The sequence below is a fragment of the Streptomyces sp. NPDC001890 genome, from assembly GCF_042891445.1.
Taxonomy (GTDB): domain Bacteria; phylum Actinomycetota; class Actinomycetes; order Streptomycetales; family Streptomycetaceae; genus Streptomyces.
Map to the genome: position 1 here is coordinate 1 of NZ_JBIATE010000025.1, position 12,222 is coordinate 12,222.

The 12,222-nt window shown below is 67.1% G+C and carries 9 protein-coding genes; 5 read left to right on the top strand and 4 right to left on the bottom strand.

Translation table 11 applies throughout. The features are described from left to right. Positions 1–448 precede the first annotated feature (448 nt). A complete protein-coding gene (locus ACFYY1_RS35210; RefSeq protein ID WP_388592866.1) occupies positions 449–3,145 on the top strand; it encodes a Helicase associated domain protein in 2,697 nt (898 codons plus the stop codon). Between the two features lie 704 nt (positions 3,146–3,849). Beyond that, positions 3,850–4,080, top strand: a complete 231-nt coding sequence (locus tag ACFYY1_RS35215; RefSeq protein WP_388592868.1) for a hypothetical protein — start codon at positions 3,850–3,852, stop codon at positions 4,078–4,080. A gap of 76 nt (positions 4,081–4,156) precedes the next feature. On the opposite strand, the gene ACFYY1_RS35220 is transcribed toward ACFYY1_RS35215, so the two are convergent. Further along, a complete protein-coding gene (locus ACFYY1_RS35220; RefSeq protein WP_388592870.1) occupies positions 4,157–4,531 on the bottom strand; it encodes a toxin Doc in 375 nt (124 codons plus the stop codon). After that, positions 4,531–4,770 carry a hypothetical protein gene (locus tag ACFYY1_RS35225; protein ID WP_388592872.1) on the bottom strand — a complete coding sequence of 80 codons (240 nt, stop codon included), beginning with the start codon at positions 4,768–4,770 and terminating at the stop codon, positions 4,531–4,533. The genes ACFYY1_RS35220 and ACFYY1_RS35225 overlap by 1 nt, the downstream gene beginning before the upstream one ends. A gap of 357 nt (positions 4,771–5,127) precedes the next feature. On the opposite strand from ACFYY1_RS35225, the gene ACFYY1_RS35230 reads away from it, so the two are divergent. The 3 genes from ACFYY1_RS35230 to ACFYY1_RS35240 all read left to right on the top strand — a co-directional run bounded on the left by ACFYY1_RS35230 (position 5,128) and on the right by ACFYY1_RS35240 (position 8,695). Then, positions 5,128–5,889, top strand: a complete 762-nt coding sequence (locus ACFYY1_RS35230; protein ID WP_388592875.1) for a hypothetical protein — start codon at positions 5,128–5,130, stop codon at positions 5,887–5,889. 164 nt (positions 5,890–6,053) lie between these two features. After that, positions 6,054–6,608 carry a hypothetical protein gene (locus tag ACFYY1_RS35235; RefSeq protein ID WP_388592877.1) on the top strand — a complete coding sequence of 185 codons (555 nt, stop codon included), beginning with the start codon at positions 6,054–6,056 and terminating at the stop codon, positions 6,606–6,608. 455 nt (positions 6,609–7,063) lie between these two features. After that, positions 7,064–8,695, top strand: coding sequence for a hypothetical protein (locus tag ACFYY1_RS35240; protein WP_388592879.1), 1,632 nt, complete (start codon positions 7,064–7,066; stop codon positions 8,693–8,695). 386 nt (positions 8,696–9,081) lie between these two features. Here the strand turns inward: ACFYY1_RS35240 and ACFYY1_RS35245 are convergent, their stop codons facing one another. Together ACFYY1_RS35245 and ACFYY1_RS35250 are read right to left on the bottom strand one after the other, a co-directional pair. Further along, positions 9,082–10,122, bottom strand: a complete 1,041-nt coding sequence (locus ACFYY1_RS35245) for an IS1380 family transposase (RefSeq protein ID WP_388592882.1) — start codon at positions 10,120–10,122, stop codon at positions 9,082–9,084. 837 nt (positions 10,123–10,959) lie between these two features. Continuing rightward, positions 10,960–11,907 (bottom strand): hypothetical protein, encoded by a 948-nt coding sequence (locus ACFYY1_RS35250; RefSeq protein WP_388592885.1) that lies wholly within the window; start codon positions 11,905–11,907, stop codon positions 10,960–10,962. Positions 11,908–12,222 lie beyond the last annotated feature (315 nt).

Here is a 12,222-nt window from a genome sequence, read left to right on the forward strand (position 1 = left end):
GCGCGCGGTCTGCTCCGCAGACACGACGCGCCGCCGCTACGCGGCGGAAGAAGACAACGCACTCCGTGCGTTGTTCCCGGACTTCGTCCGGGGTTGCCGGTCCACTCCGTGGCCCAGGCAGTCAACTTCGTTGACTGCGGCCCGGATCGCTCCGCGATCCGGGCGGCGGGCCATGCTCCGCACAGCCCTTGGGCTGGCTACGGGTTGGGGGTGGTCTTTGGACTGGGGAGTGCGGTGACGGGTCGTGAGGATCGGGGCTTCCTGCCCGTTCTCTGGTCCCTTGAGTCCCTGTCAGGAGTGTTCGGGGTAACAGGGACGGCCCTGCGCAGATTACGGACTGGCGGTTCGGAAACCCTTCTGCAGTCGGTGTGCGTCACTCTTGATTCCAAGCTAGATTAAGGAGTGTGAGCCGCCCCCTGCCGCTGTCTCTGGGTCAGTTGTCTGTTTCTTGGCTATCGCTGAAAAGTTCATGTTGCTGCGCAGGGATCCGGGTCTTTTCTGGCTTGGAAAAATGTCTGAAGCGGTCGAGGAGAGGAAAGTTTTGGTGACGCTGAAGGAGTTGTTTCCGCATCAGGTGGAGGCGGTCGACGCGGTTCTGAGGGTCTTGCAGACGCCTGCGAGCGGACACCTGCCGGCCGAGGGGTTGCGGACCCAGGTCATCGCCGCAACCGGCTCCGGGAAGACCCTGATCGCCGTCGCGGCCGCCGAGAAACTCGGCGCGCGGCATGTCCTGGTCCTGGTCCCAACGCTGGATCTTCTGACCCAGACCGCGGCCGCATGGCGGGAAGGAGGCCGTACGGGGGCGATGGTCGGGGTCTGCTCGCTCCGGGCCGACGACTCCGATGGTGTGCCGTGCACGACCGATCCTGGTGAACTCGTCGCCTGGGTAGGGGGTCTGGAGCGGGTGACGGTGTTCGCCACGTACGCCGCCGTCGGCCTCGGCATTCTCCAGCGCGCCCATGGTGCCGGGCTTGGTGCGTGGGACCTGATGGTCGTCGACGAGGCGCACCGCACCAGTGGGTATGCGGGCAAGCCGTGGGCGGTGGTGCACGACCAGGTGCGGATGCCGGCGACCCGTCGTTTGTACATGACGGCGACGGCGCGGATCTGGGAGGCGCCCGAGCACGCCCAGGGTAGTGAGGGCAGGGAGCCGAGGCTGATCGCGAGCATGGATCCGGGGTCGCGGGTATTCGGGCCGGTGGCATACAAACTGACGCTCTCACAGGCGGTGAGTCGGGGGCTGGTGGCGCCGTATCAGGTGGTGTGCGTCGACATCAGCGATCCGGAGTTCCATCAGCTGCGCCAGGAGGCCGGGTACGGATCGGACGCCGTACGCGGAGCACGGCTCGCCGCACTGCAGACCGGGCTCGTGACCGCGGCCGCCGAAGAGAACCTGCGCAAGGTCCTGACGTTCCACAGCCGGGTCAGCGAAGCCGAAGCCATGGCCACAGGAGTCGTCGACGCAGCCCGGAAGCTATGGGAAGACAACCCCAGGCGCTACCCGGAGCCGGAGCGGGTACGGGCCGACTGGCTCTGTGGCGAACACCCGCCCGCCCACCGACGCGCCGTCCTGGAGAAGTTCGCCTCCGACGTCATCGAGGACCAGGACCAGGCGCAGCTGATCGAGAGTGGTGTCGGGGGGCGCAGCGGGGGTGGGCGGCGGTTGGGGAAGGGGTTGGTGCCGGCGGCGTTGCGGGTGTTGAGTTCGGTGAAGGTGCTGGGTGAGGGTGTCGATACGGCGAATTGTGATTCCGTCGCGTTCTGTGATGCGTGGGGGTCGATGATCGATATCGTGCAAATGGTCGGACGCGCCTTGAGAATCAAGCCCGGTCAGGGGAAGGTCGCTTCTCTGATTGTTCCCGTATTCCTCGCTCCGGGTGAAAAGCCGGACGAAATGCTGACCTCGGACGCTTACGGAACCCTCGTGAAGGTTCTCTCAGCGTTGCGGGCACACGACACCGAAACGATCGAACACCTCGCCGACCCCCGCGTCCGCAGCGGCCGTTGGGTGCTTGAGGAGGGCGAGGAAGGCGAAGCCGTGGGTGAGCGGGAAGGCGAGCGGGAGGGATCGGTGAGTGGACCCGGGCCGGGTGCGCCCGCGCGGGAGCTGCTGAAGTTCAGCACACCCCGTGACCCGGCACTGCTGGCACGGTTCGTGAAGCTGCGGGTCATCGAGCCGGAGAACACGTTCTGGCGGCGCGGGATCCAGGCATGCGTGCGGTACGTGAAAGAGACCGGGACGGATCAGTTGCGGGTGCCGTACGACTACATCACCCCCGATACCTGGGTGCCGGCGGGGTTCCCGCTCGGGACCTGGCTCGCCGACCAGCGCAAAACCCACAAGGCGGGGCGTCTGGATGCGGGGCGGGTGGAACAGCTCGACGGGTTGGGCATGGTCTGGTCCCATCAGGACGTCGCGTTCGAGGAAGGCCTCACAGCCGCCCGCGCCTGGGCCACCGTGCACGGACACCTGCTGCCTCCCACGACCGCGGTATGGGACGGATACCCCGTCGGGACCTGGGCCAAAAACCAACGATACGCAGCCCGTGCAGCAGACCAGAACGCGGAACGCAGTGAGGCCGGCCTGGCTGTCGAGAGCAGTGCGGGTGCCTTGACCGAAGCTCGGCGGGCGGCGTTGGAGGAGATCGATCCGGGCTGGTGCCCGGTATGGGATACGGGGTGGCAGCGATGCTTCCGGCTCACCCAGAACCTGCTCCAGAACGGCGGGGTCCTGCCGGTGGTGGTCGGCAAAGTGATCGTGCAGGGCGAAGACCTCGGACGCTGGGTCACGGCGCAGCGGCACGGATGGGAACAGCTCCTGCCCGCACAGCAATGGCTCCTGGACAACGTCCTCGGAATCGAACCCGCCGATGAGACAGAGCGGCCAGTGAAACGGACGCAAGACGATATGTGGGCGGTGAACCTCCGCGCCGCACGGCAGTTCCATGCCCGGGAGGGGCATCTGAGGGTGCCGAGGAAGCACGTCGAGCGCCTGGAAGGAGGTGTCGCGGTGGGACGCCAGAACGGCGCTGAGGAGCCTGTGACCGTACGGCTGGGCACATGGCTCGACAACGTACGGAAGCGTGCCGACAGGCTCACCAAACAGCGCCGCGCCGATCTGGATGCACTCGGGATGCGCTGGTAGGGGTGGGTGTGTAGGAACCGTCCTTTGACCGGACGGGCTGTTCTTCGCTGTTTTGCCGGACGCCCTGATGCTGCTCGGGCCAGTCTGGGTGCCCGGTAGCAGCTGGAGGGGTGCGGGTGTCTGTTGGTGGCGAGGTTGTCCGTGTCGGCGGTGTGGTGCCTGGGGCCTTTCGTGTCGCCCCTCTTGCCGGGGGATGACGTCGTCGCTGATCGGCCGTGTCGCGGCCTCCTAGGGGATGCAGGCGAAAGCGCTGCGGTCGTACTGGCAGTGGCGTGGTTCCCGGCCCCGGCAAGAGAGCGGGGATGTGCGGGCGGATGGCGAGGTGGTGCTGAACGCGGCTGGGCGGGAGGTCCTGGCCCGGTTGTGCGGGCTGGGGCAGGAAGTGCTGGGGCGGGCATTGCCGGCCTGAGGTCGGGAGGGCGCCAAGTTCCCCGCCGGGGAGGGCGGGGAGCCGTTGGCGGTGTGGCGTGCCGGGGGTTCGGTGGTGGGGCCGGTCGCGTTCGGGTGCCGTCTGTGTACGGCCCGGCCTACGGGGGAAGGGGGTGCGGGGTGCATGCGGGTCGCTGAGCGCGTTGAGCGTGGCTCGGGCCGCGGCGCGCAACGACCTTCACCTACGTCACACGGATCCCGGCCCATGCCGTGCAGCATGCCGCGGCTGTCCTCGAACACGTCCCCGGCCCTACCGACCGTGCGCAGCCTTGCCCATGCCTTACGGACCCGAATGGGAGCGTCTGGTAGCGCCCGATGAGCAACTGCGACTGCTCGACCACGCACACGGCAGCCTGAGTGCCCTCGCTGGACATCTGCACGAGGCCACTGGCGGGCTGGCGGGCGCCGTCGGCCCCGCCCTGGGCGCCGCAGCCGCAGACGCCGTCGGCAGTACCGAGCACCTCACGTGGGAGACGCTGGAACACGCACTGACCCGCTCCCTGTGACACCGTCCTGCCCGCAATCCAGGCCCGCGAACTCCCGGTGGGCAATCCGCGCAGCGCGAAGACCTCCGCGCCGCCGTCAGATGCGCCAGGAGCGGATGCGGTCGCCTGCCTGGTAGACGCTTGCCTTGCCGGACTGGACGTCGCGGACCAGTTCCACCAGCGCGCCGTATGGGGGGTCGATGCCCTCGCCCGAGGCGTGCATGTAGGCCGCAGCAACCTGGCAGGCGTAGAGGGAGTTGCGGTACGGCAGTGGCTGGAGCCGGACCAGGGTGTGCAGGAGAGCGGCGGCGCCCCAGGCTGCGTCGGGGGCGGCGGTGGTGGGGCGGGGGATGCGGGTCTTGTGGCGGGCGACGGCCGCGACGAGAGCGGAGTAGTCGGCGACAGTGACGTCTTCGGAGACGGCCTGCTCCTGGACGTCCAGGAGCCAGGGGACGTCGATGTAGAGGACCATCAGGCGGCTTCGGCTCCCTGTCGGCGGTCGGCCGGCGGCATCTCGTCGGGGAAGGCGTCGTCGAACTCGTCCCGGTGCTGATCGCCCCAGGAGATGGCGTAGCGGACGAACTGGAGGCGCTGCTGTTCGCGCAGCGGGAGGTCGTGGACGAACTGCTTGAGGGATTTACCCTCGGCGGTCGCGGCGGCGCGGACCGCTTCGAATTCGTCGTCGGTGAAAGTGATGTTCAAGGCTGGCATACCCTGATGGTACCTAGTAGGTACCTGAAGAGCTAGAGGTGCCATATCCCGGGAGGCCCCGGTCCGGCATTCAGGGTGCTCCGGCGGCACTGTGCCCGTCCTTCCCGTCTTCCGGCCTCCCCGCGGTGCAGACCCCTGCCCTGCATCGCGCATGAAACTGCACCGTGCGCCCCGAATGCCTATCCTGCGATCATGCCCATCCAGCCCAGTCGCCCGCGAGGCAAAGTCGTCACCGTCCTTCAAGATCGTCTGGAGCGCGCGAGGGAGGCAGCCGAAGGGAAAGGCATGCCCCGGGATGCGCCTTGGTCGGTACCGGTCATCCAGCCGGAGGTAGCCCAGTTCGGCGGAGCAGCCGCGGTGCGATCCGCTGCGCGGGCCGCGGCCCGGAAGGCCGGCATCAAGGTCCACACCTACGCCACCTGCCGAGCCGACAACGCTGCGGAACAAATGGTCGTGATCGGCAACCGCGGTGCCCTGCCTCAGCAGCGCACCGCACAGGAGCCGGATCCGCGATGGCCCGCGTTCACCCTCAATGAGGCCGCTGGTCCCGGCCAAGAGTGCGACTGCGGCAACGAGCCCTGCCTGAGCGCCGGCCTGACCCGGGCCGCACAGGAGAGGTGGCAGATCTCGGACTGGTACTCGCTCACACCCCTCACCGACCTGCGGACCCTTCCGGCCGAGCAGCGCTCGCGCGACCGGGACGCCTTGTTCGCCCGCCACCGCTCCCACAGCTGGGACGGTCACATCCTGGATCTGTCCCTGTTCCGGGACGGGTCCATGGAGCTCGGGCCACTCGGGGACGTGCAGGTCTACGCCACCAATCCGCACGGCCGCTACAAGGGCCGCTCCCACGGTGTGGGCTGCCGCTACGCCGAGTCCGTCGGCGAGCAGCACGAGATCCTCACCCTCGCCGACTTCGTCCCCTTGCTGCCCGAGCCCGTGCGGCATTCCCCCGACGGGTACGACAGCCTCGCCGACATCTTCAAAGAAATGATGTACGCGGACCGGTCCGCCGACCGCTGGTGCTATTCCTGCGGCGGCTACGCGGTGCGCCGCTTGAGCCCGGACCAATGTGCCTACTACCAAGGGCAATTGGCGGCCTACCGGGCCTCGTGGTGATCTCGCATTGCCGAATTTCCCAGGCGGGGTCTGTGTGCTGGGGCCGGTGGCTGTTGCGGGGCGCTCCAAGCGATCTCTGTCACCGCCAGGGGTCTGCCCCACGTGCGAAGGAATGTCGGCCATCGCCAGCACATCCGCGTGGCGCGGCCCCTAGGATCCGGACGGTGAGGAACACCGAGCAATTCCAGAACGCCGTGGCCGACACCCTTGCTGAACTGGCACAGCTGGGCGTCACCGCCCGTCCGGGGACCGTGGCCGACACCATTGAGCGCAACGTCACCGCAGTGGCAACTCAGATGGACATCCAGGTGCGGTCGGCCTGGCGGTACTTCAGTGCGGCCGGGCTTGCCAGGTCCATCGCCGCTCAGCGGGCGCAGAACGAGAGCAGTCAGGAAGGGGTCGGGCAGGCGCCCCTGCCTCCGCTCGGCAACCCCGAACTCGCTGTGATCCTTGCAGGGGTTCCCGACTCCCTGGCCGAGAACGGTGGCGATCTCTACGCGGTAGTCCTCAACGTCGCCGTGAACGCGTGGATGGCGGGCCACATCCACGGCGAGGACGGGTGCACCGGCTGCGAGGGCAGCCGTACCGCAGCCGGTCATGACTGGGCGGCCAGGATGAACGAGATCCGCCGGCTGATGCCCGATGTGGACAAGTGGTACGACCGCGACGTGTGGACGGCAGCCCTGCACGACAGCGGCTTCGCTGTCACCCGACGCTGAACCAACACCGTCCCCGGGTGGCCTGGGTCCTGACCACTTCAGGATCCAATGCTCCCAGGGGCGGATCGGCTGCCTGGTCAAGGACTTCGACGGCCTGTTTGTCGGCGTCGAGCAGAAGGGGCGGGGGGTGGCCGGCGCGGGGCCGTGGCCGACTACGTCCCCGACGGCGTAATCCTGGCGGGGCCGTCCGCTGGGCTGCGCGACCATCGCGTCACAGCGGCGGCCTTCGTCCCGCTGCCTGACGCATCCTCCCAAATGCCGCGGCGCGCAACGCCCAGAACGCCCGACATGCACACAGACGAAGAACCGCCACAGGGGGCCTGTCCGCTGCTACGTGAAGCCCCCGTCGTTGTCAGAACCTGGGGGTACCGTCGGTGAGTTAGGCGGCTGGCAGCAAGGCCAGTTGCCGGCATGGAGGCGGAGTACCTGCCGCTTCCGGTGCAGCTGGAGGTTGCATGGCCCTGGACAGACGCCGCGTACAGACAGCCGTGATCGGCCACGCCGAGTCTGAGGACCCCGTCGTTCTGCCGATGGAAGCGATAGAGCTCGACAACTTCCGGGAGCGCCATACCGGCCAGAGCTACTGGTGCGGGGTGTGGCTGGGCGGGTGCGGACACCAGCTGACCACCAAGCTCTACACCGACCGCGCCTGCCACTTTGCTCACGTGCCGGATCCCGAGGACACCTCTGCCTGCGGCAGGCAGGCCGCCGGGGTCGCCAGCGCGGACCACCTCTACATCAAGCACGGTGTCCTGGAGTGGCTGGCCGAGCAGGACATCGCTGCCACCGCGACGGTCGCGCGTGACGCCGACGGCTCGATCAGCGGCGAAGTGCTGTTCACGCCGCAGGGGCACGAGGATCTGACGGTCGTGCTTGCCAGCGCTTCCGGTTCGGTGCTGGCCGGTGCGGACGCCTCGCAGCTGGTGCTCGGTCCGGGAATGACGCATGACCCGCACGTGCTGGTGGAGCAGGGGTACGTCAACCGCATCCAGTGTGTGCCCGACGGCACCGGTCGGCGGGTCCAGGTAGGTACGCAGCGCCGTGACGGAACCCGGTGGTTCGATCTGAGTGAATGCGCGCTCACCCCGACTGGGTTGTCGACTCCCGCGGTCGAGGAGATCCGGCACCTTCGTACCTCACGGCGCCCCATCGGTGTGCGGCCGCCCAGGACCGCTTCGACGACGGCCAGACCTCTCACCGCTGCCGTCGATGTCGTGGCACATGACATGCAGACGTCGCAGGACCGGACGGCGGTCATGGCGGCCCTGGACGATGCGGTGGCCGCCGGGCACAGTGTGACCGAGATCCGTCGCTGGCTGAACCGCGCAGAAGTGGCGCTCCACGGCGGTGCGACCGCGCAGGAGAACGACCTGATGCGCAGGGCCGGTGACTTGCTGCTGCGGCTGGAGCGGGGAGTCGGGGCTCCCACGCCCCGCGAGCCGAACCTACTGGAGCGCAAGGCGTTGAAGACCGTGGAGCGGCTGCTGCGTGAGCTGGACCTGCAGAAGGATCGCGGAATCCAGACCATTACCCCTCGCCAGCGACGCCAGCTCGAACAGGCCTCGGAGCAGGCCGGAGCGTGGCTGACCGATCAACAGCGCTCGAAGATCGCCTCCGTGCAGCAGGCGCGGTCCGGCCCCGTCGCAGTACCGCAGAATCCGCAGAATCCGCCACGGAAGTCCGCGCCCGTACCGACGTCACGCAAGCCGGCCCCTGGCCCTGCGGATGCCGGTAACTTCGACCCCGCAGGCCTCGCCGACGCCGTCCGTGACGTTCTCGAGCACGCAGCGCGCCTGGGAAAGACGGTGACCTTCAGCAGCCTGTGCGCCCAGGTCAAAGGCCTGGCCGAACTACCAGAGCCCCAGCAGGTGTACGTGCTGCGCCGAGTCACGCCGACCGCCGCGTCCCGCGGTCCCAGGCCCCAGCGGCCAGCACTTCTCACCGCTCTGATCACCAACGAGGAGGGGACGATGCACCCGCTCTACCGGCGCCTGGCAGACCTCGCCGGTCACCACCTGCCTAAGCAGCCCCACAGCGCCTGGGCTGACACCGTCAACGTCATTCACGACCGCTATCGCAGGCGATAACGGCGACGAGTCCCGATGCCGATATCGCCGCCGCCCGGGCCGGCCAGACGCCGCCGAGGCGCTGCGCGCCGCGCTCCGTGCCCTTCGAGCGTCAGGTGGTGGTGGGCCAGGTCCGCAGCAGCATGGCAATCCTCACGGCGGTGCAGGCGGAACTTGGGAGCTGATCGCTTAGAAGATCTCCACAGTTCGAGGGGATTGACACCGCAGATGCCTCCATGCATCTCAGCCCGGATCCACCGGCTTGATTCAGGAGTGATCATTCCGGGGGCGTTCGAGTGGTCTGGCGGCTGATCTGCGGTTTCGGGCAGGGAGTATCCGCTGGTCTGCCCAGCTCTTCCACATGTCCACAGGTCTCGGGCCCCTTCGGGCGGGTTGGGCAGGGCGCGTCAGGCGGTCGGTGGTGGCGCGTGCACTGCGCGGAATAGCTGGGCGAAGTCCTCGCTCCAGGGCCAGCGTTCGGGCAGGTGGACGGTGAGTCGGCGGGCGGAGCGGGCGAGGCGGGCGGGCACGTTGATGAGGTGGTCGCGGATCGTTGCGGTGATCGCTCTGGCGTGGAACGCGGAGGCCAGTGCGCCGGCGGCGCGGGTGAGGTTGTGGGCCAGGGCGGCGAGGGTGAGCCAGGCGGCATTCGCCTGGAAGTGTCCGGACGGCGCGTGCGCGAAGGCGCTGCTCTTGATGTCCGCGATCACTTGTTCCACCACAGCGTGCCGCCGGTGATCACGTTCGGCGTCCCTCAGGGAGAGCGGAGAGTCGGTGAACGCGGCGTGGTAGCGCCAGGTGTCGAAGAGCGTGCCCTGCCCGGCGGGCTGGGCACCAGTGCCCAAACGTTTGACGCGACGCACCATCAGACGGGCGGTGACCTGCTGGTTCTTCGGTTTGGAGGTGAAGGCGGTGTAGGTGGTCTCGGCTATCTCGGCGTCCGAGATCCAGCACCGGCCCTCCTCGTCCCAGACCGCTTGGGGGTACTTGATCGCAGTCCAGGCATCGTCGTCGATGCCTGCGATCGCGGCCCTGACGGAGGCGTTCATCCGCACCGTGATGGAGAAGCGGGCGTTCAAGGACCGGCATGCGTTGATGACGTCGGCGCCGTAGAACGCGGAGTCGGCCCGCACCACCAGCAGGCCGCTCGCACCGCAGGCGCGGGCGGTACGGATGGTCTCGGCCACGAACGCTGCCGCCCCGCGTGCAGAGTTCGAGGGTCCTTTGCGCAGCCTGGTGGCGGCGATCACCGGGACGGCCAGCGGTGTGGAGACGACGCCGAGCAGCGCGTTGAGCCCTTTGCCCTTGCCGTATCCGTATCCGGTGCCCTGCTTGGCGTAGCCGTGGGTGCGGCGAATGGTGTCGTCGATGTCCACGTAGGCGACCTGGTCCGCGCCGGGCAGCAGCGGGGTGTGCGCCGCGAGACGGGGCAGCAACCGGCGTGCCACGGCGTGCAGTTGCTCGCGGGCAGACCGCACCGCTCGGCCAGCCGCACCACCGGCCCCAGCCCGCCGTACGCGATCAGATTCGGGTCATCGGACGCGGACGAGACCGCCGCGGCGGCATGGGAGGATTGCATCTCAGAAGTGCCTTGCCGATCGTGCGTGCTGGAAGCCTAGAGAACTCCCATCATCGCAGGTCGCAAGGCACTTCCTCGTCTCTCGAAAGGCCATCCACAAGCATCAGGCCGGTGGATCCGGGCTCAGGGGCAAGACACATCGACCGTGTTACTCCACGCAACCCCCGTCAAATCGTGTGGATCTCGTCGACCGTCCGTGGCCGAAATATGCAACCCCAGTCCCGATATGCAGGGAGTGCTCTGTCGCATATGGAAATCTCCGTTAGCTTCAGAGCTCTTCGTGAAGGTCCGCTGCGCAAAGGCGTCGTCAACAACCCTGACCGTCACTGTGACGTTCGGCTTGAATTGAGTACCGTCGATCTTAAAGACGGCTGAGGCGCCTGAACCGTCAGTCCCCACCGTAATATGCGGCAGGGGTTGCGGCGGAGGCGTCCCTCCGGGAGGAGGGGGAATTACGACGTGCAGGCTGTCGAGCAGTTGAATGAACGAGCGCATGGAGATAGGCGCTGCACGGTCGAGCCTACGTGCCAGCATGCGCACGTTTCCATCTGGGCGGTACTGCGGCAGAACACCCCTGTCGCGCGCGCTGTGGATGGCAGTTCGAAGTTTAGGCATGATGATCTCGCCTTTCGCGACCAGGTTTAGTGGGGCCACACTATTCGCTCAGTCTGAATCGGGTGCGGCCCCAGCTGAAGTTCTTTCTGGATCACGCGAGGCCGACGAGGGTAAGGACTAGGCCAGTGCCAACGTCCAGCGGGGTCAAAGCCTTGCCCAGCACTGCACCAAATGCAGCGTCACGGTCGTTCGCGACCATCGCATGTCCCTGAGTCGAAGACGTAGTAAGCATGTCTCCGACGCGGATGACCTTGAAGGACGCATCTGCTCGGCACCAGACCTTGCCCGTGATGGCGACAGCCGGTCGGAGGAGAGGGTCCTGCCCCGCGTGTTGGTGACGATCGAGAACCAGCGCTGGGGTGCGGTCACCCGCACCTGCGACAGCGCCCGCAACGCCGGCGTCGTAGGCGCGACTGCACGGCGCCAGCGCACCGTTGCTGTCGAGTACGACGACTGTGCCCGGACACACGTCACTCGGGTCAGCTACTTGCTGGGCGATGTCGAACTCTTCGGCTACGTCCCCGCCGGTCAGGACCAAGTCGCCGGTGACGATTACGTCTCCGTCAAATTGGCCAGCCGGATTTCCTTGACCGTAGATTCCAGGACCTTTGTTGGTGAGGCTATACCCCGCCACCCCGGCGGCTCCCTGGGCTCGCGCGTGCCCCTTTACTCCAAAGGCTCCGTCCTTGCCGTCTCCCCAGATCGCCGCAGGGCCATTTGTATTACCACTGGACTCTCCATAAACGCCTACCCAGGTCTTGCTGACTCCGGCAACCCCGGTACCGAGGGCTTGCCCCAGCACTCCTTGGCCGCCAGTCGTGCTTTGACTCTCGCCAAATACTCCCACCCAGGTACTGCTTTTACCCCAGACGGCCGTACCGTCATCAGAACTGACGACGGGGTCTTCGTTGTAAGTCGGCATGGCAACTCTCTCTCTTGCGGAATAGATAGAAATTCCCGCAACATCATCCCGGTTTCCCTTGTCGGTGGAGTCGCAAGGATTCAGGAGATCACGGTTGGGGAGAGCCGGGTTGGTCACAATGCAACGGCTTCCCTGGAAGGGCCTAAGGCTCCCTCATCTCCTCCAGGATGCGCCTAAGACTCGTGGCGAGCAACTCGGTCAGCTCTGAGGACACCGAGTGTCTAACTCGCTTTAGGAGATGTGTAGTTAATTACGTGGCAGGCGGATGCTAGGCACTATCCCCCTCCGCCTCAAGTACCTTTGTGATCTTCGCGTTGGCGGCTTCTTCGTGGTCGTCGATACACCCGTGGTAGCGGCGGTGAATCGGGCGAGTTGCCCACGCGGCGCGCAACTTCGGCGATGGGTACCCCAGCGTTCAGCCGGGATCCACCG